We start from the raw sequence: 20,957 nt of genomic DNA, 5'->3' as shown, positions 1-20,957 counted from the left end.
AAAGGGTTGTCTTGCGAGGACAAGCCCTCGATACCGGGAGTTCCGCTGTCCCACACGCACCGACACGCCCTTTACTCACGTGTGTCCCATTTGACCCAACAGTCACACGCCTAACTGCGCGGCATTGGGGATAACCCAGCAGCTCGCCGTTGTTGCGGTAGGTCCAGCCGTGGTAGGGGCACCGGAATGCGCTCGAGTTGCCGGACGCATCGTCGCAGACGAGATTGGCACGGTGGGCGCAGCGGTTGAGCAGCAGATGCACCTCGCCGGACTTGTCGCGCGTCATGATGACGTCCTGCAGACCGAGCTTCTTGCGAACGTAGTCGTTGGGTGCGGGTACCTCGGACGTGTGTCCGACGAAAACCCAGCTCCTGTACCAGATTCGCTCGAGTTCGTCGGCGAAGACGTCCTCGTTGGTGTACAGGGAGCCGTGGATGCGTTCGGGCTGGATGAGGGCCGAGTAGTCGACTCGCGGCGCCTTGTCGGCTACCGGGTCGATGTCTGGGGAGGCTGCAAGTGTCACTGTTTCTGCTCCGATCCTGAGAGGTCCGGCTGGTGGATGAATTTGGTTGCCTGTGCGACGAGGCGAAATTTCTGGATCTTGCCGGTGGGAGTGGTCGGCAGGTCCGAAGACTCCAGGAACCAGACGTGCTTGGGTACCTTGAAGCGGGCCAGCTGCTCCCTGCACAACTGCAGGACCTCGTCCTCGGTAATGGTCGATTCCGGGGCGCGGACCACACAGGCACAGCCCACTTCACCCCATCGGTCGTCGGGCACACCGATCGCGTACACCTGACTGATCCCGGGATGGGCGGTCAGCAGTTCCTCGATCTCCTTGGGCATGACCAGCTCACCCCCGCTCTTGTAGAGTTCCTTGGAGCGACCGGTGATCTGCACGTAGCCGTCCTCACGGACGATCCCCAGATCGCCGGAGTACACCCAGCCGCCGCGCAGGCCCTTCGCGGTCTCCTCGGGCTTGTCCCAGAATCCGAGCATGGACGTGGGTCCCTTCGAGACCAACTCCCCCTCCTCGCCCGCGGGGAGGAACTCGCCCGTCACGGGGTCGACCGTCCGGTATTCGCACAGCGCTCCGTCCTGATCGGCGAGGCCCGCAACGCCGGCCCACTTGGGCTTGCCGACCGTGGTGGAGGTGATCTCGAAGCTGTCGTCGGGGCGGCTCAGGGTCATGGCGCCACCACACTCGGTCATCCCGTAGCCGGTGACGATCTCAGAGATCCCCAGCAGCTTGGCAGCCTTCTCCCACAGCCACACCGGGCCGGGCGCGGCACCGGACAGAAGGGCACGCAGGCTGGAAAGGTCGTAGTCGGCGATGTCGGGCCGCTCCAGGATGCCCACCGTCATGGTCGGCACGCAGAGAATGTCGTTGGCCCGATGTCGCTCGATTCCGGCCAGGTACCCGGCCGGTTCGAACGTGGGTTGCAGGATCACGGCGCCGCCCACGGTCATTGCGGCCAGCAGACCCTCGACGTAGCCGAACATGTGGTAGCAGGGCAGCGAGAAGAGCACGCGCCAGCCGTCGTCGAACGCCCGGGTCAGCGCCGAGGCGTATCCGGTGCGCTGCACGGCGTCATGGGTGACCTGCACGCCCTTGGGCGAACCCGTGGTCCCCGAGGTGTAGAGGATGTCACCCACCGAGTCCGGGTCGACGACGATGCTCGAACTGGCACCCGCGTGGGCCTGCCCGAGTTCTTCGAGTCCGCCGAGAGTGAGTACTCCGTCCCGGCTCCTGCCGTCGACACTCACCTGCACGAAATGACGCAACAGCGGAAACGCGGTCTGCCCGTCGGGTCCGTCCCAGCCCGGCGCGATGGTATCGAGCATCTTCGGGTAATCGAGGCCGGCGTGTCCGGTCATCGTGATCAGCACCGTGCACCGGGACTGGGCGAGGACGTAGGCCAGTTCTTCTTCCTTGTAGAGGAAGTTGAGCGGGATTGCGACCGCGCCGGTGTGCGCCACCGCGAACTTGACGGGTACGAACTCGGTGTAGTTCGCCATCACGATTCCCACGTGATCTCCGGGCTTGACGCCGAGGGCCACGAGCCCATCCGCCAGCCGACGCGACCAGGTGGCGACCTCGGCGTAGGTGGTGGTCTGCTCGTCGGTGATGACCAGAGGCCGATCGCCGAAACGGCCGGCTCGGCAGTCGAGCCATTCCCCCAGCGAGCGCGGGGTCCACTCCGGGAACTGGCGCTCCAAGGCCTCACGCCGCTGCGTAATCGAGTTCACCACGACATCTTCCTCCATTTTTAAATCGCAATTAGATTAAATGCGAAGCAGGGAAACGGCAAGCGCACTTCCGCTTGCCTACCGACCCCGGAACACCGGCTTACGTTTGGCCGCGAAGGCCTCGACCCCCTCGGCGAAGTCTTCGGTGTCGAAGAGCCTGGCCTGCGCCTCGACCTCCAGGTTGAGCAGGTCCATCGGCGATACCCCACCGTGTCCCCAGATCCACTTCATCTCCCGCAGCGCCAGCGGCGGTGCGGCAGCGATCAGCTCCGCATCGGCCAGGGCACGCTCCAGAGCCGTTCCGGCGGGCACCGTCTCGTCCACCATGCCCAGCTCGTACCCCTCGACTGCGGACAGGCGTCGCGGCAGCATCATCACCTGCCGCGCCACCGCAGGGCCCACCCGCGAGGGCAGCGAGTGAAAGATTCCCATGTCCCCCGCCAGCCCCACACCGGTAAATGCCGTGCTCAGGACCGCCTCCTCGCTGGCGACCACCCGGTCACACGCCATGGCCAGCGAGACACCCGCACCGAACGCGAAGCCCTCGACCGCGGCGAGCACCGGCTTGGTGCCACCCCAGATCGCCCGGATCACCCGTTGGGCGGCCTGGGCACGGGCGACGGTCTTCTCCGCGCTCTGCCGATCCATGGTGGAGATGTCCCCACCGGAACAGAAGGCCTTGCCCGCGCCGGTCAGCACGACCACGCGAACCGACTCCGCTGACATCGCCGCTTCGAGGGCCTCGGCGAGCTCCACCCGCAACGTGAGGTCGATGGCGTTCCGTTTGCCGGGGCGGTTGAGGGTGATCAGCCGGGTGGTGCCACGATCTTCGGCGAGAACGGTCGGCCCACCCCCGTCGGTCGTCATATCAGCGCCCCACGAATTTCGGTGCACGCCGCTCGAGAACGGCGGCGAGCCCCTCCCTCGAGTCCTCCGTGCCCGACAGTTCGGAGACCGTGCGCGCTTCCTCCGCGAGCCGGTCGGCCACGGTGGCGCCCACGCCTCCCCACAGCAGCCGCTTGGTGGCGCCGACCGCCAGAGGCGCGAGCTCGGTGAACTGCGATGCGTACTCGTCGGTGCGCTTCTTCAGCTCTCCCGCCGGAACCACGGAGGTGATCAGTCCGATCTCGAGTGCGGTCTGCGCGTCGAGGGTGGGATTGGTCAGGAGGATCTCGGCGGCCTTGCGCAGACCCACGAGCTGGGTGAGCGTCACGGAGACACCACCGTCGGGAGCCATACCCACCCGGACGGCTCCGGACATGAACTTGGCGGTCTCCTCGGCGATCACGAAGTCCGCGGCACACACCAATCCGAGTCCGCCGCCACCGGCGGCGAAACCGTGTACCGAGGCGATGACCGGCACCTGAAGCTGAATCAGCGCCGAAGTCGCGATCTGCAGCCAGGCGGTGGCTTCGCGAAGGTAATCCGGCAGGGCCGCACCCTTGGAGGCGAAGGTCCGGACGTCGCCGCCCGCACAGAAGTGCTTGCCCTCACCGCTGAGGACGACCACCTTCACGCGCGGCTCGCCGTGGCACTTCAACACCGCAGCGTGCAGTGCCTGCAGGAAACCGACGTCCATACCGTTGGACGCGTCGGGCCGGTTGAGCCGCAGCCGAGCCACACCGTCGGAATCGAGATCCAGCAGCACGGGTCCCTCGGGGATCAGGTGCTCCGTCATGTCGTGCTCCTTCGTCGGTCCTTGTCGGTGAATACGTCGATGCCGGTTCCGCTCGAATCCTCGCCGAGATGATCGAGAACGGTGCGAAGTTCCAAGGACAGCCCGTCCTGCAGCGGAAGGCGCAGCCCCGCGTAGATCAGCTGCTTGCTGCGGGCCAGTGCCACCGGGTCCTTGGACGCCAGCACCTCCGCGAATGCGTCCACGTCCGCGTCGAATGTGTCGGCGGGCAGAGCACGGTAGGCGAGCCCCCACGCCACCGCCTGGTCGGCGGAGAGCCGGTCGCCGGTGAGGATGTGTCCCAGCGCGCGCTGTCGCCCCACGAGGCGAGGGAGCCGTTGCGTGCTTCCGCCGCCCGGTACCATGCCGTGGTTGGAGTGGGTATCGGCGAGTTGGGCCTTCTCGTGCACGAGGGCGATGTCGGCGGCCTGCATCAGCTCGAAACCGCCCGCCATGGCGTAGCCCTCCACTGCGGCGATCACGGGCACGTCCAAGTCGGCGATGGTCGAGCAGGCTCGGCCGAAGTTGGCGAACAGCTCCGACATCGCGTCACGGCCCTGATCTCGCAGACTCTGTAGTTCGTGAAAGTCGCCGCCCACGGAAAAGTTGCCGCCGGCACCGCGGAGGACGATGACCCGGACCTTCGGGGCCAGTTCCCGCAAAGCGGTCTCCAGCTGCTTCCCGAGCCCGACGGTGATGGCGTTCATCGCCTCCGGCCGGTTGAGGGTGATGCGGCCGATGGCCCCGTCGGCGACGACGTCGACAACGGACTCGGTGGTGCTTCGCTGCACGGCGCTCATATCAGCCGCCCGCCGCCGACCTCGAGCACGGTGCCGGTCATGTAGCTCGAGTGCTCCGAAGCCAGGAACAGCACCGCCCCGGCCACCTCCCGTGGTTCGCCGGCCCGTTTCATGGGGATGTCCGCTTCACGTGCAGCGAAGATCTCGGGCGGCATGGCCTCGGTCATCGGAGTGCGGATCAGGCCCGGCTGCACGGCATTGACCCGGACGCCCTTGTGCGCCAGTTCCTTCGCCGCGGACTTGGTCAAACCGACGATGCCTGCCTTGGCGGAGCTGTAGTTGGTCTGGCCGAAGTTCCCGGACTTCCCCGAGAGCGAGGACATATTGATGATGGAGCCGCTGCCGGCTTCGCGCATCACGGCCGATGCCGCGCGCACGCCTAGCCAGCTGCCCTTGAGGTGCACATTGATGACGGCTTCGAAGTCTGCCAGGGTCATCTTGCACAGCGACGCGTCACGGGTGATGCCTGCGTTGTTGACGAAGATGTCCAGACCGCCGAACTCGGCGACGGCGGCGTCCACCGCGTCATGCACGGAGTTCTCGTCGGTGACGTCGCAACCCCGGCCCAGAGCGCCCTCGCCCAACGAAGCGGCAGCTGCGGCTGCGTGATCCTGGTCGACGTCGAGGATCATGACCTCGGCGCCCTGTTCGTGCAGCAAGCGCGCGATCTCCAGTCCGATACCCTGCGCGGCGCCCGTGATCGCCGCGCACTTGCCCGCGACCAGACCGGCGCTCACGACGCGCACCCCCGGCATGATTCGATACCGGTCACGACATGGTCGATTCCGCGAAGAATCCTCATGCAACCTCCTCTATCGGTACTTTTGAATTTAACATAAATTAGTTACGCTGCCGGAGTCAATGCCGGGAGCACCGAGACGCGGAAGCGAGACGAGCAGATGGACCTGGGTTTGAGAAATGGGCGGGTACTGGTCACCGGAGGCGGCTCGAACGTGGGCCGCGGGATCGTGCACCGCTTCGCCCGCGAGGGCGCCCGCGTGGCCATCTGTGACATCGACCGGGACCAGGCCGAGAAGGTGCGCGCCGAGGCCCTCGAGCTGGGCGCCGGCGAGGCCCTCGTCCTCGCGGAAGACCTGACCGAGGAAGGCAGCGCGGAGCGGTCCGTCGGCTCGCTGCAGGAGCAGTGGGGTGGCATCGACGCGCTGGTCAACAACGCCGGATTCAGCGAGGCGGAATTCTTCGCCAAGGACACCGACCGCGCTCGCTGGCAGAAGACGATCGAGATCAACCTCTACACGGCGATCGCCTGCACCCAGGCTGCGCTCGGTCCCATGCGCGAGGCACAGGCCGGCTCCATCGTCTTCATCTCCTCCGACGCTGCCTTCGGCGAGATCCGCCAGGGCATCTACGGGGCAACGAAAGCCGGACTTATCGCCATGGCGCGCACCGTCGCCAAAGAGCACGGGCGTCACGGCATCCGCTCCAACGTCGTGTGCCCGGGCCTGGTGCTCCCCGAGGGACCGGACGCCGTGGGCGCAGGCAGCCTGTGGGCGGCAGGCGCGGACAAGGTGTTCAACGCCGGCCAGATCGAGAACCTCGAGAAGGGCATCCCCCTTCGCCGGCTCACCACCGCCCGCGACGTGGCAGATGCCGTGGTCTTCTTCAGCTCCGCCGGCGCGGCCCGCCAGATCACCGGCCAGGTCCTGTCGGTCAGCGGCGGGTACTCCATGCCATGAATCCACCCACCACGGGGAGTGCGAAACCCACGTCCTCCGGCCGCAAGTCCGAGGCCACCCAGGAACGGCTGCTTTTCGCTGCCGCGGAGGTGCTTTCCCGCAAGGGAGTTTCCGAGACTCGCCTCACCGACATCGCCGAGGTAGCGGGACTGCGTGCGCCGGCCGTGTACTACTACTTCGCATCTCGGTACGACCTGATCTCCGAGGTCATGTCGGTGGGCCAGAGTCGACTGCGTGAGCACGTCGCCGCAGCCCTCGACTCCTTGCCTTCGGAGACGAATCCGATGGACCGAATCTGCGCCGCAGTGGCGGCACACCTCGAGGTCGAACTCGAACTCTCCCATTTCGCGACCGCGGTCACCCGTAACACCGGCCAGCTACCCGACGGCATCCGCGAGCGGCTGCGTGAGGACTCGCACGCCTACTCCACCCTGTGGCGCGAGCTGATGGACGCGGCCTTCGGTGCGGGCGAGATCCGCGACGACCTCGACCTGCGCACCGCCCGCAAACTGGTGATCGGAGCGCTCAATTGGGCACCGGAGTGGTGGCGCGCTTCGGAGGGTTCACTCGCCGACCTCGTCGCCACCACGCAGAGCCTGATCCGGCACGGGCTGAGCCCCACATGACCTGCGTCCCAGACTGATTCGGTATCGACTCGACCATTGTCAACGGAAGGGAAACAGACACGGTGGGACCACTCTCAGGATGCCGGGTGCTCGAACTTGCAGGGCTCGGACCAGGACCCTTCGCCGGAATGTTCCTGGCGGATCTCGGCGCCGAGGTGGTGCGGGTGGACCGCCCCGGCGGCAGTGGATTCTTCGCCGGTGCGGAAGACATCGACATCATGAACCGCGGCAAGCAGTCGCTGCTGCTGGACCTGAAGAAGCCCGAAGCGGTGGGCGTCCTCCTCGACATGGTCGAGCATGCGGACGTGCTGATCGAGGGATACCGCCCTGGCGTAGCGGAAAAGCTGGGAGTCGGCCCCGAGGACTGCCTGGCCCGCAACCCCGAACTCGTGTACGGCCGCGTCACCGGCTGGGGGCAGGACGGCCCTCTCGCCCAGACCGCCGGTCACGACATCGACTACGTCGCACTCACCGGCGCACTGCACGCGATCGGCCCGGCGGACGGGCCCCCGCAGATCCCGCTGAACCTGCTCGGCGATTTCGGCGGCGGCGGCGCCTACCTCGTGATCGGTGTGCTGGCGGCGCTACGCGACGCCGACCGGACCGGCACCGGGCAGGTGGTCGACGCCGCGATCGTCGACGGTGTAAGCCATCTCCTGTCCTCGACCCACATGATGATGGCCGCAGGTGCCTGGGCGGATCGACGTGAGAGCAACATGCTCGACGGCGGCACGCCCTACTATTCTGTCTACGAGACGGCCGACGGCCGCCATATGGCCGTGGGTGCGCTCGAGCCGAAGTTCTACGCCGAGCTTGTTACCGGCCTGGGCCTGGACGAGCCCGCGCACCTTCAACACGACACGAGCCGCTGGCGGGAGCTTCGCGCGAAAATTGCGGCTGTGTTCAAAACTCGCAGCCAGGCCGAGTGGACTACCCATTTCGCGAACACGGACGCATGTGTCGCACCCATCGAGACTCTGGCGGGCGCCGCCGAGAATCCACACTTACGCGCTCGGGGCTCCCTCGTCGAGGTGGACGGCGTTCTGCAGTCCGCTCCGGCGCCGAGGTTCTCCAAGGAGCGGGCACGCGTGAACTGGCCGCCCCCGCCCCCGCGGCCCGGACAGCACTCACGTGAGGTGCTGAAGAACTGGGGCGCCGACAACGTGGAGGACCTCATCACCCGCGGCGTGGCCATCGAGGCAGAGGTGGCGGCACCGTGACGACACTCGACCACCAGTCCACGGACTGGACCGCACCCGTCACGCACCGCGTCGCGGAGAGTGTCTACCGAATTCCGCTCGCGCTTCCCCTCCAGGATCTGAGATCCGTCAACTGCTATGCCCTGACGTCGAATAACTCTGTAACCCTCGTCGATCCGGGCTGGGCCTCGGCAAGCACCGAACGCGCCCTGTCCGCGGCGCTCTCGGATCTCGGCTTCACGCTCGCGGACGTCGAGCAGATCATTGTCACGCACACACATTGGGATCATTACACGCAGGCCATCGCGCTCCGGGACGCCTACGGGACGCCGGTACTCGTGGGCGAGCAGGAACGGCACACCATTGCCGCGTTCGAGGAGATCGCCGGAATGCACCCTGGACAGGTTGCCCTGTTGCGGACCTGCGGTGCAACGGACTTGGCTGACCTCATCGAGGCCACGGAACTCGAAGAACACGAAAAGGACGTCCCGTTCGGCGAACCCGACGCGTGGCTGGAGGACGGACAACGGCTGGCAGTCGGCGACCGGATGCTCGAGGTTCATCACACACCGGGACACACCCGCGGGCACATGATCGTCACCGATCCTGACCGGGACGTCATGATCACCGGCGATCACATCCTCCCGCGAATCACGCCCTCCATCGGTTTCGAGCGCGCCCCCGAGGCATTGCCGCTCGCCTCCTTCCTCGAGTCGCTGGCACGGGTGAAGTCGTTGCCGAACGCGCAGATGCTGCCTGCCCACGGGCGGGTGACGCCCCACGTCCACGACCGGGTCGACGCCTTGCTCGCGCACCACGACGAACGATTCGATGCGGTTCTGTCACAAGTGGCGTCTGGCCGTCATACCGCAGCCGACATCGGGGGCGCACTCACCTGGACTCGGCACGAGCGTGCGCTCGCCGACCTGCGTGCCATCCACCGCATGATGGCGATTCTGGAAATCTCCGCACACCTGGACGTACTCGTCCTGCAAGGACGACTGGAGCGGACCGAAATCGACGGCGTATACCATTTCGCGGCTGCGAAGTGAAGCGGCTGCGAAGTGAACGGGGTCGACGAACCCTCGACGCATCTGCGAATCGTTATGCAGCAGATTTTTTCGTGAACTGTGACGTCCTTCAACCCGAGCGTTGCCATGAACCTACCCCGTTTCTCGCGGGGAACCTCGGATGCACCTCATGCCCGCGGTCTCTTGACCTTCTACGTAAGTTGACTTATGTTAGGTCTGAACGTGACCCAGGCAACACTCAGGGCACGGTCGCATTCGCACGTCCCGAGGAGAGACGCATGTGTCCTTCGAGTTGTTCGCCAAGCCGGCCGCAACCGGCGTCGCGCCCCGCTCGTCTTCACCGATCACGAGACGGACGTCATCCTTCGACCTCGTTGCGTGCCAAGCACTTCCGGACGGAACCGCGGTCGAGCCCACTGGAACCACGATGAGCGCAGAGACCGGCAACGCCTTCTGGCAGAGGCCGACGGCCGCACCGACCTGCTCGTACTGATCCCCGCACACCAGGAGACCCCTCATGACTTCCACCGCACCCACAGAGACCCGCGCGTACGACCCCGTCAACATCTCCAGCCGCGCGTTCTGGACGCTGTCCCCCGAGGAGCGCGACACCTCGTTCGCAGAGTTGCGCCGCCGGGACCCGGTCAGTTGGCAGCCTCCCGTCGACAGCGAGCTCGCGCCCCCCGAGATCCCGGGCTACTGGGCGGTGACGACCAACGACCTCATCCGCGAGGTGAGTACCCACCCCGAGCTGTTCTGCTCCGGTCAGGGCCACCAGATGGAGGACGTTCCTGAGGAATTCATCGAGGCGGCGTCTTCTTTCCTCGCGATGGACGGTCCCCGGCACATGACAATGCGCAAGCTGATGAGCTCGGCGTTCACCCCGAAGCAGATCAAGAAGATCGAGGAACAGATCCGGCAGCGCGCGATCGGAATCGTCGACGACTTTCTCGCCCTCGGCGAGGGCGACTGGGTCGAGAACGTCTCCAAGCCGATGCCGATGAACACCTTCTACGAGATGGTCGGCCTACCCCAGGAGTACCGCGAAGAGGCCGCGCACCATGCCGATGAGCTGGGCGGCTGGAACGACCCCGACGTCGCCGCTGGACGCACACCGGCCGAGGTGGTCAACGACGCACTCATCGGCAACCTGACAATCGGCCTCGGGTTCGCGGAGATGACCCGCACCTGCCCGCGCGACGACGTGTGGACCAACCTCGTTGCGGCCGAGGTGGACGGCAAGAAACTGACCGACGACGAGCTCGCGTCGATGTTCGTGCTGATGTCCTTCGCCGGCAACGACACCACCCGCAGCACATTGTCGCTGGGCACCAAGGTGCTGCTCGACAACCCGGATCAGCTCGCGTACCTGCTCGAGGACTTCGACGGACGGATCGACGCCGCGATCGACGAGGTGCTGCGCTGGGTGACCCCGGTGATGACCTTCCGCCGCACCGCCACACAGGACACGGTGCTGGGCGGCAAGGAGATCCGCAAAGGCGACTGGGTCGTCATGTTCTACAACTCCGGCAATCGGGACGCGACTGTCTTTCCGGACCCGTGGAAGTTCGACATCACCCGCAAGCCGAACGCCCACGTCGCCTTCGGCGGCGGCGGGGTGCACTTCTGCCTCGGCAACTTCCTCGCCAAGATGCAGCTCAAGCACATGTTCGACCAGATTTTTCACCGCATGCCGAGCCTGAAACTCGGTGAACCCGATCTTCTCGTCGGCAATTTCGCCGGCGCAGTCAAGCGCATGTCGGCGTCCACCGGCTGCCCCGTCCAGCACTGACCCCCAACCTTTCCCAGGAGAATGATGTCCAGTCTCAGCGGTAAACGCTTCCTCGTCACCGGCGCCGCCTCCGGCATCGGCGACGCCACCGCCCGCCAGCTCGTCAACGCCGGGGTCTCTGTGGTCAGCCTCGACCGCAACACGCCCACCGCACCGGTCGACCAGCACATCACCGTCGACCTGTCCGATCCCGACAGCATCGACGCGGCGCTCGCCCAACTCGACGGCACCTTCGACGGACTGCTCAGTATCGCCGGTGTTCCCGGTACCGCACCCGCTGACGTCGTGTTCGCGGTCAACGCCCTGGGCATGCGCCACGTCGTCGAATCCTCTCTCGGCCTGCTGAACCCGGGCGCCGCCGTCGTGGTGGTCTCCTCGACCGCCGGATACAACTGGGCCGACCGCCTCGAAACAATCAAAGAACTGCTCGCCACCGACACCTTCGCCGAGGGCGCGGACTGGTTCACCGCGAACCCGCAAGAAGGCAACGCCTACAACTTCTCCAAGGAAGTTGCCACCGTCTACGTCATGACGATGGGCATCGCGCTGCACGAGATGGGCCTGCGCATCAATGCGGTACTTCCCGGCCCGGTTCAGACACCGATCCTCGAGGATTTCCGCAAGTCCATGGGTGAAGACACCATCGACGGCGTCGAGACATTGCTGGGCCGCCACGCGACCCCCGACGACATCGCGTCGGTGATCCTGTTTCTCGCCTCGCCCGAAGCCGGCTGGGTCAACGGCCATGCGCTGGTCGTCGACGGGGGGCTGTCCGGCACCGTACTGACCGGCCTCGTCCCCGTCCCCGAAATCTGACGTTCCCTCCGAAACGAAGGCTCCGACATGTACCCAGGTACCTACGCCAAGTCCCATCCTGATCGGCTTGCGGTTGTTCTCGCCGATTCCGATCGCAGACTGACCTACCGTGCGCTCGACGACAACTCCGCTGCCCTGGCACGTGTTCTGCACGACGCCGGCCTGCGCCGCGGCGACGTCGTCGCACTGCTCACCGACAACACTGTCGAGTCCTTCGAGGTCTTCTGGGCCACCCAGCGTTCCGGCCTGTACATCACCGCCGTCAACAGACACCTCACCCCCGACGAGGTCGCGTACATCGTCCGCGACAGCGGCGCCAAGGCGCTCGTCGTGTCTGCGGCGCTGGCCGATCTCGCCGCACAGGTCGGCGCGCTCGTGCCAGGACAAGCGTGCCGTCTGGCGTTCGGCGGCGAGGTCGACGGCTTCGCATCCTACGAGGACGCACTCACCGACGCGGGACCGCGACTCGACGACGAGCCGGGCGGCGCGATCATGCTGTACTCGTCGGGGACCACCGGATTCCCCAAGGGCATCCAGCCGCCACTGCCGGACTGGCAGGTTGCCGAATCCGGCGATCCCCTGGCCATGGTTGCCAAGCACATGTTCGGCATAGGCGAAGAGACCGTCTACTATTCCGCGGCACCCATCTACCACGCCGCACCCCTGCGATGGGGCGGCATCATCCATGCGCTCGGCGGCACAGTCGTCATCGCCGCGAAGTTCGATGCCGAAACTTCCCTCCGCCACATCGAGCAGTACAGGGTCACCGCCGCGCAGATGGTACCGACGATGTTCGTGCGGATCCTCAAGCTCGACGACTCGGTACGCACTCGCTATGACCTGTCGAGCCTGCGGGTACTGATCCATGCCGCGGCACCGTGCCCCCAAGACGTCAAACAGGCCATGATCGACTGGCTCGGCCCCATCGTCTACGAGTACTACAGCTCGACCGAAGCCAACGGCATGACCTTCATCAACAGCGCCGAATGGCTCGAACACCCCGGCTCCGTCGGCAAGAGCGTCCTCGGACCGGTCCATATCTGCAGCGACGACGGCACCGTGCTGTCGACCGGCGAGATCGGCACGGTCTACTTCGAACGCGAAGTCCTGCCGTTCACTTACCACAACGATCCCGAGAAGACCGCGGCCGCACAGCATCCCGAGCATCCGAACTGGACCACGGTCGGCGATCTCGGCTACCTCGACGAGGACGGATACCTGTACCTGACCGACCGCAAGTCGTTCGTCATCATTTCCGGTGGTGTGAACATCTACCCGCAGGAGTCGGAGAACGTCCTCGCCCTGCACCCAGCGGTTCTCGATGTCGCCGTGATCGGCATCCCCGATCCCGAGATGGGTGAGCAGGTCAAGGCCGTCGTTCAGTTGGCTCCAGGAATCGAGGAGTCGGAAACGCTCGCTGCGGAACTGATCGACTATGTGCGTGAGCGCATCGCGCACTACAAGACTCCACGGTCCGTGGACTTCGTGCACGAGCTGCCCCGCACCCCCACCGGCAAGCTCGTCAAGGGCAAGATCCGAGACCCCTATCTGACTTCGGCATCGGGATAGTCCGACTCGCACACCCTGGAACTGGAGATCCAACTCGGATGGACTACACACTCGTGGATCCGCTGTCCACTACGACCAGGCGCACACTGGTGATCTGTGGTTGGTGCGGACCGCTCACAGTCGTCGTTGCCTTCATCGGCTGGCTCATCGCGGGTGTCCTGCCCTTCCCCCTCGGTGCCGGCGACTCGACCCAGACGGTTGCGGCGTTCTACGCCAACGGCGTCCGGGTGCCCATGGGCATAGCCCTCGCGTCCATCGGCATCTGTCTGGTGATTCCGCTTGTCGCCGGCGTCGGGTTCGTCATGTGGCGCATGGAAGGTCGATCGCCGATCCTTGCACTGATACAGCTTGTATCGGGCGCAGTGACCGGCGTTTTGCTCTTGATCCCCATGCTGATCATGGCGGTGGCAGGATTCCGGCCGGACCGCGATGCGGAGCTGACCATGATGCTCAACGACCTCGCATGGCTGCTGTTCCTCACTCCGGTTGCACCATTCATCATCCAGAATCTTGCAATCGGCGCCGGGATTCTGACAGCGACCACACCCTTGCTCCCACGTTGGCTCGGATACCTGAATTTCTGGGTGGGGTTCACATTTGCCTTCGACGTCCTGGCATTCGCGTTCAAGACCGGCCCATTCGCCTGGCACGGAATCTTCATCTTCTGGCTGGCCCTCTCGTCGTACACCGTCTGGCTGTTTGCCATGGGACTGACATTGCGACACCTTGCTCTGTCGGGACGATGGGCACCGAAGAACGAGGAGATCGCCGCATGATCCCCGCGACCGGCATTCGATCAACCGATTCGGTCGAACCGCGGGCACCCGAAACCGGCAGACGCATCCCCGGCGAGGCGGAGCTGTGGATCTTCATTCTTGGGGATCTGACGGTATTTGCCGGTTTCTTCATCGCCTATCTGTGGGCCTTGCGCGAGAACACCGCGACGTTTGTGCACGATTCGGCCGAATTGCTGATCCCACTCGGCTTGATCAACACAGTTGTTCTCCTGACGTCGTCCTACCTGGTTCTGATGGCTGTTCACCACCAGAGAGGTGGATGCGTTGACGCTGCCAGGCGCCTATTGGACGTCACCTTGGCTGGTGCGGGGGTATTCATTGCCTGCAAGACAATCGAATACGCTCTGGAAGTCGCATCCGGACATGGCCTTGCGTCCAGCGAGTTCTTCATGTACTACTTCGTTCTCACCGGCCTGCACCTGCTTCATGTGGCGATCGGCTCGGTGTTGCTCCTCGTGTGGCGGAGGTCGACTGTCGCGGGTAGGCAGGCGGTGTCCACGCGATTCGCGGAGGGAGCCGCCGTCTACTGGCACATGGTTGACCTGTTGTGGGTCATCATCTTCACGCTGCTCTACCTGGGGAGCCCCGCATGAGCCTCGTACCCGTCAGGGCGACCGTTGTGTGGATCGGTCTCCTCATCGCAACCTGTGCGACCCTGTGGATCAGCAAGGGCCACCTGCTCGGCCCGGAGAACGCCCGCATCGCGGCAGGTATTGCACTGGCCATCGCCTTCGTCAAAGCGCGCTATATCGCCCTGGACTTCATGGAACTCCGATCTGCGACAACGCGTCTCCGGTTGATCGTCGAAACCTGGATACTCACGGTCGGCACCGTTTCTGTCGCCCTGCTGGTTGCCTGAAGGGCGCCCCGCCGCAGTCACCCAATGTCACATTCGTTCAGTTGGATTGCCCCACTGTCACATTGGGCGAGACGTTGACATTGGGCGTGGCGTTCAGGGGGGTCGGGCGTGGCGTACACGCAAGACAGCGGGCGGGCAGGATGCATGCTCCTGCCCGCCCGTGGGGAACTACCGTGTCTCAGCCGAGCGGATTCACACCGGGAACGGCACCGGTCATGTCGGAGATCTCCGCCCACCGCTCCGCAAGCTGATCGACGGTGGGCGGCGCGGCGAAGGTCACTCCCTTGTTCTGGAACTGCGCCACCCGCTGCACCTGTCCGCCACCCACCACGAACACGGATCCGGTATCCGAGGATTCCTCGGTGAGGAGATAGCCGACGACCGGGGCCACGTGCGCCGGCGGCAGCTTCTCGAGGAACTCCGGCGGTGCGATGTCCTCGGTCATCCGGGTGGCTGCGAGAGGTGCAACCGCATTCGCGTTGATTCCGAACCTGGCACCCTCGATGGCGAGCGTGTTGATCAGACCGACGAGGCCGAGCTTCGCGGCACCGTAGTTGGCCTGCCCGAAGTTGCCGTAGAGGCCGCTCGTGGACGTCGCGACGACGATGCGACCGAACTTCTGCTCACGGAAGTGCGGCCACGCCGCGCGAGAGACGTTGTACCCGCCGTAGAGGTGGACCTTCAGCACGGCATCCCAGTTGTCGCTGGTCATCTTGTGGAACGCACCGTCACGGAGGATGCCGGCATTGTTGACGACGCCGTGCACCGCACCGAATTCGTCGAGCGCGGTCTGGATCAGCGATTGCGCGCCTTCCTCGGTGGCCACGCTGTCGTAGTTGGCCACTGCGAGGCCGCCTGCTTCGCGGATTTCCGCGACCACGGCGTCGGCCATTGTCGATCCCGAACCCGAACCGTCGCGTGCGCCGCCGAGGTCGTTGACGACCACCCGAGCACCCTCACGGGCGAGCAGCAACGCGTACTCGCGGCCGAGGCCGCCACCTGCGCCGGTCACCACGACGACCCGGTCATTCACTCCTGGCATGTCTTCTCCTTGAATTCGACAAAATGGTGGGATTGCTTGCGAGCAGGTCAGGGCAGCTGTCTGTAAACGCCATCGGCGATAGCCTCACGGAGCTTGAACTTCTGGACCTTGCCCGAGGCGGTGGCCGGCAGCTCCGCTGCCAGATACCAGTCACGCGGCACCTTGTACGGTGACAGACCCTGGGTGGCGTAGTCGACGAGCGACTGCCGCAAGCCCTCGCGGGGCTCGCCCCGCGGAACGATGACGACCGCGACGATCTCACCCCATTTCTCGTCGGGAACGCCCACGACCGTGACCTCGAGGACGTCCTCGTGCGCCGTCAGGAACGACTCGATTTCCGCCGGGGCAATGTTCTCGCCGCCACGGATGATGAGATCCTTGAGCCGCCCGGTGATCGTCAAAGTTCCATGCTGATCGAACTTTCCGAGGTCGCCGGTGTGCACCCACCCTTCGGCGTCGATCGCGGCGGCGGTGGCCTCGGGATTGTGGAGATACTCGACCATCTGCTGATAACCCCGGCCGCACACCTCACCGGATACTCCGAGAGGTACCACCGAACCGTCGATCGGATCGACGATCTTCACCGCCACCTGCGGTAGCGGGTGACCGCTCGTATGGATCTGATCCTCACGCGAATCCGTCGTACGGGTGAGAGTGATGACCGGTGAGAACTCCGTCTGACCGAACAGGTTGTGCACGGTCGCTCCGAAGAGCTTCTCCGTTGCTTCGATTATGGGGCCCGGCACGTTGGCACCGCCGCCGAGCACGCGGACCAAGCGAGGTGCTGGATTGCCGTCCTGCCTCGCCGCTTCCAGTACGGCACCGAGGATGGTGGGCACGTAGAAGAGAACATTCGCCTTCTCGGAGCGCAGTGCCTCGAGTGCGCCTGCCGGAGTGAACTGTTCGATGAGCACCATCGTTCCGCCCATCCAGATCGTCCCGATCGTGCCGATCACGCAGGAAGCGGTGTGGAACATGGGAAGTGGATTGACACCGACGAGTGGCGTCGGCGTCTCGATGGCTTCCATGGTGAACCGGGCGACATTGACCAACGAGCGGTGTCGCAGGAGCACGCCCTTGGGCAGACCGGTGGTTCCGGAGGTGTACTGGAGCATCACGGGCGCGAACGAATCGGACGCGTTCGGGCCCGCGGCGACCTCGTCCAAGGAGGTGGAAGCACGCCAGCGCTCGGTTTCGGACAGGCTGACGGTATGGCGCAGCTGCGGGCACCGCGACTTCGCCTCCGCGACAACGGCGGCCATGTCGTAATTGCGGCTGGCCTCCGCGTGGATCAACAATGTTGCCCCGCTGTGATCGAGCGCGTACACGAGTTCGTCACGACGGAGAACCGGGTTGAGGGCAACGAGGGTGACACCGGCAATCGCCGCCCCGAACAGGATGATCGGCCATTCGACGACATTGGGTGCCCACAGCGCGACGAAATCGCCGGGTGCGGCCAGCTCGAGGATCGCGGCTGCAACCCGCTGCGCCTCGGCGTACAACTCGTCGTAGGTGAGGCGGCGCTCTTCGCCGGTGCCGTGGGCATTGCCGACCACGGCCACGGTGTCCGGGCACTGCCGTGCCCGTTCCCGCAGGAGCGAGCCCAGCGTGTATTCGACCAGCGGAACGCTGTCGTCGAGGGGCCAGTACGACTCGGTCAGAATCCGGTTGTCCAGTTCTGTCGTCATGAGCGATTTCCTCTGGATTTGTCCATGGTCAGGCGACATACCGAGCGATCGATTCCACGATGCATGCGGGCTTTGCACTCCCCTCGACCTCGATGGTCGTGGTGAACTCCACCTGGATCGCGCCCTCGAGCGGGGTTACCTTGGCGATCTTCAGCGAGGCGCGCACCTTCGAACCCACCGGCACCGGTGCCGGGAACCGCACCTTGTTCAGACCGTAGTTGACGGCCATCGTGATGCCGTCGACACGGTAGAGCTGCTGCTGCAGAACCGGCAGCATCGACAGCGTCAGGAATCCATGGGCGATCGTTCCGCCGAACGGTCCCTCCTTCGCCCGATCGGGGTCGACGTGGATCCATTGGTGGTCTCCGGTCGCATCGGCGAACTGATCGACGCGCGCCTGGTCGATCTCCACCCAGTGGGTGGTTCCCAGGTCGGCTCCTTCCGCCGCGATCACTTCTTCGATCCCGTTGAACACCTTCATCAGTTCTCCCTCAATTCGGCCACTTTTGAATTGAACATAAATTAGTTAGTGTGAGGTAGTCAACATCCCGTTCCGATACGTCACGAACACGACCGACTGATGTGGAGCTCCCTGATGGACCCCGGAATCTCTCGCCTACTCGAACGCGATGCAGCATCGCGCGCAATGGGCGTACGAGTCGAGGAGGCCCTCGATGAGGCCCTATCTGCCGATTCACGAACGCGACTTCCCAGCTGCAGAGCAATTACCAATTCGAATCTATGTTAAATTCAAACCGAGTCACACATTTCACCCAGGAGGAACCCCATGGCCGAGGCCTTTATCGTTGACGCCGTCCGTACCGCGGTCGGCAAACGCGGCGGCGGATTCGCACAGTCCCATCCCGCCGACATGGCTGCCCACGTCATCAAGACGGTCGTCGGCCGTCACGACTTCGATCCTGCCGATATCGACGACGTCATCCTCGGCTGCCTCGACAACATCGGATCCCAGGCCGGCGACATCGCCCGCACCGCAGCCCTGGCCGCCGGGCTTCCCGAGAGCGTTCCCGGTGTCACGATCGACCGCCAGTGCGGTTCGGCACAGCAGGCAGTGCACTTCGCCGCCCAGGGCGTCATGAGCGGCACCGCCGATCTCATCGTCGCCGGTGGCGTGCAGAAGATGAGCCAATACCCCATCCTCAGCGCGTTCGGTGCAGGTGAGCCCTTCGGCTCCACTGATCCGTGGACCGGGTCGAAGGGCTGGGCCGCGCGCTACGGCGACGAGGAAATCTCGCAGTTCCGTGGAGCCGAGATGATCGCGGACCAATGGAACCTGAGCCGGGAAGACAATGAGAAGTTCGCCTACGAGAGCCATCAGCGGGCACTGAAGGCGATCGCCGAGGGCCGGTTCACCCGCGAGATCACCGAGTTCGAGGGCATCTCGACCGATGAAGGCCCGCGCGCGGACACCACTCTCGAGAAGATGGCCGGCCTGAAGACGCTGACCGAGGGTGGCAAGCTGACCGCAGCTGTGGCCAGCCAGATCTCGGACGGCTCGGCCGCCCTGCTCGTCGCCTCCGAAGCCGCCGTCGAGCGTTACGGCTTCACTCCCCGCGCACGCATTCATCACCTCTCCGTCCGCGGCGCGGATCCCGTGATGATGCTGTCTGCCCCGATCCCCGCCACTCAGCATGCGCTGAAGAAGGCCGGCCTCTCCATCGACGACATCGACGCCGTCGAGATCAACGAGGCGTTCGCGCCCGTCGTGCTCGCCTGGATCGCCGACCTCGGTGCCGATCCGGCCAAGGTGAACATCAATGGCGGCGCCATCGCGCTCGGCCATCCGATCGGTTGCACGGGTGCGCGTCTGATGACGTCGCTGCTGCACGAACTGGAGCGGACCGGTGGCCGGTACGGGTTGCAGACCATGTGTGAAGGCGGCGGACAGGCGAACGTCACCATCATCGAAAGGCTCTGACGGATGGACCGCACCCTCTACGAGCGGGACCACGAGCTCTACCGCGAAACAGTGCGCGAATTCCTCGCGCGTGAAGTGACCCCGCACAAGGACCGGTGGGACGAGGAGCGCTGGATCGACCCGGCGGTCTTCGCCCGGGCCGCGAAGGCCGGCATCTACGGACTGCAGATCCCCGAGCAGTTCGGTGGCTCCGGCGAGCCCGACTACCGCTACCGAATGGTCGTGTGCGAGGAGATCGCAAAGATCAATGCCTTGTCCTTCGGTCTGACGATCAGCCTGCAGGACGACCTGGTGCTGCACTACCTGCTCGATCTGACCAACGACGAGCAGAAGCAGCGCTGGCTTCCCGGATTCGCCTCGGGTGAGACCATCGGGGCTCTCGCCATGACGGAACCCGGCACCGGTAGTGACCTGCAGGGGATTCGCACGAGCGCCGTCCGCGACGGCGACGACTGGATCATCAACGGCCAGAAGACGTTCATCTCGAGTGGCATCATGGCCGATGTCGTGGTGGTGGCCACCCGCACCGACCCGAACGCGGGTTCGCGAGGATTCAGCCTGTTCGTCGTGGAACGCGACACCCCCGGATTCGTCCGAGGCCGCAAGCTGGACAAGATCGGGCTGCCCTCACAGGACACCGCGGAACTGTTCTTCGAGAATGCACGGGTGCCCGCCGCCAACCTTCTCGGCGAAGAGGGACGCGGCCTGCAGTACCTCATGAGTCACCTTCCCCGAGAGCGCCTGGGAGTGTCCGCGACGGCGATGGCCACCACGCGTGCCATCTTCGAAAGCACCGTCGAATACTGCAAGGAGCGCAGGGCGTTCGGACAGTCGATCGCCGACTTCCAGAACACGCGGTTCCAGCTTGCCGAGATGTCCACCGAAATCGATGTGGCGGAGACCTACGTGGACCGCAGTGTGCTCGCGTACAACGCCGGCACCCTCACCCCGGTCGACGCGGCAAAGGGTAAGTGGTACATCAGCGAACTGCAGAAGCGGGTCATCGACCGGTGCCTGCAACTCCACGGTGGCTACGGATACATGACCGAATACGCCGTGGGGAAGGCCTACGTGGACACTCGTATTCAGACGATCTACGGCGGCACCACCGAAGTGATGAAAGAGATCATCGGGCGCGACCTCGTACGCTGACAGAACAAGAAATCGCGGTGCCGGCAAC

The 20,957-nt window shown here is 64.9% G+C and carries 21 protein-coding genes; 12 read left to right on the top strand and 9 right to left on the bottom strand.

Translation table 11 applies throughout. From position 1 onward, the window contains the following. From WAW17_RS12960 to fabG, 6 genes are all read right to left on the bottom strand, one after another. Positions 1–451 (bottom strand): aromatic ring-hydroxylating oxygenase subunit alpha (locus WAW17_RS12960; RefSeq protein ID WP_422333371.1); only part of this gene is annotated, 451 nt, incomplete at its 3' end. A 68-nt stretch (positions 452–519) separates the two neighbouring features. Continuing rightward, positions 520–2,247 carry a class I adenylate-forming enzyme family protein gene (locus WAW17_RS12955; RefSeq protein ID WP_422333370.1) on the bottom strand — a complete coding sequence of 576 codons (1,728 nt, stop codon included), beginning with the start codon at positions 2,245–2,247 and terminating at the stop codon, positions 520–522. A gap of 78 nt (positions 2,248–2,325) precedes the next feature. Next, positions 2,326–3,114 carry an enoyl-CoA hydratase/isomerase family protein gene (locus WAW17_RS12950; RefSeq protein WP_422333368.1) on the bottom strand — a complete coding sequence of 263 codons (789 nt, stop codon included), beginning with the start codon at positions 3,112–3,114 and terminating at the stop codon, positions 2,326–2,328. Between the two features lies 1 nt (position 3,115). After that, on the bottom strand, positions 3,116–3,925 hold the full coding sequence (locus tag WAW17_RS12945; protein WP_422333367.1) for an enoyl-CoA hydratase/isomerase family protein: 810 nt from the start codon (positions 3,923–3,925) through the stop codon (positions 3,116–3,118). After that, positions 3,922–4,722 carry an enoyl-CoA hydratase/isomerase family protein gene (locus tag WAW17_RS12940; RefSeq protein WP_422333366.1) on the bottom strand — a complete coding sequence of 267 codons (801 nt, stop codon included), beginning with the start codon at positions 4,720–4,722 and terminating at the stop codon, positions 3,922–3,924. Before WAW17_RS12940 ends, WAW17_RS12945 begins: the two co-directional genes overlap by 4 nt. Continuing rightward, entirely contained in the window at positions 4,719–5,459 is a 741-nt protein-coding gene (gene fabG / locus WAW17_RS12935; protein WP_422333369.1) for a 3-oxoacyl-ACP reductase FabG, read from the bottom strand. The genes WAW17_RS12940 and fabG overlap by 4 nt, the downstream gene beginning before the upstream one ends. Before the next feature lie 162 nt (positions 5,460–5,621). Between fabG and WAW17_RS12930 the strand changes: the two genes are divergently transcribed. From WAW17_RS12930 to WAW17_RS12885, 10 genes are all read left to right on the top strand, one after another. Next, positions 5,622–6,419, top strand: coding sequence for an SDR family NAD(P)-dependent oxidoreductase (locus tag WAW17_RS12930; protein ID WP_422333365.1), 798 nt, complete (start codon positions 5,622–5,624; stop codon positions 6,417–6,419). After that, positions 6,416–7,045: a TetR/AcrR family transcriptional regulator gene (locus tag WAW17_RS12925; RefSeq protein WP_422333364.1), complete on the top strand. Its 630-nt coding sequence runs from the start codon at positions 6,416–6,418 to the stop codon at positions 7,043–7,045. Before WAW17_RS12930 ends, WAW17_RS12925 begins: the two co-directional genes overlap by 4 nt. 86 nt (positions 7,046–7,131) lie before the next feature. Beyond that, a complete protein-coding gene (locus WAW17_RS12920) occupies positions 7,132–8,265 on the top strand; it encodes a CaiB/BaiF CoA transferase family protein (RefSeq protein ID WP_422333363.1) in 1,134 nt (377 codons plus the stop codon). Continuing rightward, on the top strand, positions 8,262–9,296 hold the full coding sequence (locus WAW17_RS12915; RefSeq protein WP_422333362.1) for an MBL fold metallo-hydrolase: 1,035 nt from the start codon (positions 8,262–8,264) through the stop codon (positions 9,294–9,296). Before WAW17_RS12920 ends, WAW17_RS12915 begins: the two co-directional genes overlap by 4 nt. Before the next feature lie 496 nt (positions 9,297–9,792). Next, on the top strand, positions 9,793–11,067 hold the full coding sequence (locus WAW17_RS12910) for a cytochrome P450 (protein ID WP_422333361.1): 1,275 nt from the start codon (positions 9,793–9,795) through the stop codon (positions 11,065–11,067). A gap of 24 nt (positions 11,068–11,091) precedes the next feature. Beyond that, positions 11,092–11,883 carry a coniferyl-alcohol dehydrogenase gene (locus WAW17_RS12905; RefSeq protein WP_422333360.1) on the top strand — a complete coding sequence of 264 codons (792 nt, stop codon included), beginning with the start codon at positions 11,092–11,094 and terminating at the stop codon, positions 11,881–11,883. Positions 11,884–11,910: 27 nt separating this feature from the next. Then, complete coding sequence (locus WAW17_RS12900; RefSeq protein WP_422333359.1) at positions 11,911–13,452, top strand: AMP-binding protein; 1,542 nt, start codon at positions 11,911–11,913, stop codon at positions 13,450–13,452. A 38-nt stretch (positions 13,453–13,490) separates the two neighbouring features. Further along, the gene (locus WAW17_RS12895) at positions 13,491–14,228 is read left to right on the top strand and encodes a hypothetical protein (RefSeq protein WP_422333358.1); all 738 of its coding nucleotides are present in this window, start codon (positions 13,491–13,493) and stop codon (positions 14,226–14,228) included. Further along, the gene (locus WAW17_RS12890) at positions 14,225–14,842 is read left to right on the top strand and encodes a cytochrome c oxidase subunit 3 (RefSeq protein WP_422333357.1); all 618 of its coding nucleotides are present in this window, start codon (positions 14,225–14,227) and stop codon (positions 14,840–14,842) included. The genes WAW17_RS12895 and WAW17_RS12890 overlap by 4 nt, the downstream gene beginning before the upstream one ends. Further along, positions 14,839–15,108: a cytochrome C oxidase subunit IV family protein gene (locus WAW17_RS12885; RefSeq protein WP_422333356.1), complete on the top strand. Its 270-nt coding sequence runs from the start codon at positions 14,839–14,841 to the stop codon at positions 15,106–15,108. The genes WAW17_RS12890 and WAW17_RS12885 overlap by 4 nt, the downstream gene beginning before the upstream one ends. A gap of 178 nt (positions 15,109–15,286) precedes the next feature. Here WAW17_RS12885 and WAW17_RS12880 read toward each other — a convergent pair whose 3' ends face one another. Genes WAW17_RS12880 through WAW17_RS12870 form a run of 3 tightly spaced genes read right to left on the bottom strand, consistent with a single transcriptional unit; the run spans position 15,287 to position 18,319 of the window. After that, on the bottom strand, positions 15,287–16,150 hold the full coding sequence (locus WAW17_RS12880; RefSeq protein ID WP_422333355.1) for an SDR family oxidoreductase: 864 nt from the start codon (positions 16,148–16,150) through the stop codon (positions 15,287–15,289). 47 nt (positions 16,151–16,197) lie between these two features. Beyond that, complete coding sequence (locus tag WAW17_RS12875) at positions 16,198–17,838, bottom strand: class I adenylate-forming enzyme family protein (RefSeq protein WP_422333354.1); 1,641 nt, start codon at positions 17,836–17,838, stop codon at positions 16,198–16,200. Between the two features lie 28 nt (positions 17,839–17,866). Then, positions 17,867–18,319 (bottom strand): MaoC family dehydratase, encoded by a 453-nt coding sequence (locus WAW17_RS12870; RefSeq protein ID WP_422333353.1) that lies wholly within the window; start codon positions 18,317–18,319, stop codon positions 17,867–17,869. A 306-nt stretch (positions 18,320–18,625) separates the two neighbouring features. Here WAW17_RS12870 and WAW17_RS12865 point away from each other — a divergent pair, with 306 nt between their 5' ends. Further along, the gene (locus WAW17_RS12865; RefSeq protein WP_422333352.1) at positions 18,626–19,777 is read left to right on the top strand and encodes an acetyl-CoA C-acetyltransferase; all 1,152 of its coding nucleotides are present in this window, start codon (positions 18,626–18,628) and stop codon (positions 19,775–19,777) included. 3 nt (positions 19,778–19,780) lie between these two features. Beyond that, a complete protein-coding gene (locus tag WAW17_RS12860; protein WP_422333351.1) occupies positions 19,781–20,929 on the top strand; it encodes an acyl-CoA dehydrogenase family protein in 1,149 nt (382 codons plus the stop codon). The last annotated feature ends 28 nt before the right edge of the window (positions 20,930–20,957 follow it).

Source organism: Rhodococcus sp. (in: high G+C Gram-positive bacteria), from assembly GCF_049286785.1.
Classification (GTDB): Bacteria; Actinomycetota; Actinomycetes; order Mycobacteriales; family Mycobacteriaceae; genus Rhodococcus_F.
This window is presented reverse-complemented; position numbering and strand designations above follow the sequence as displayed.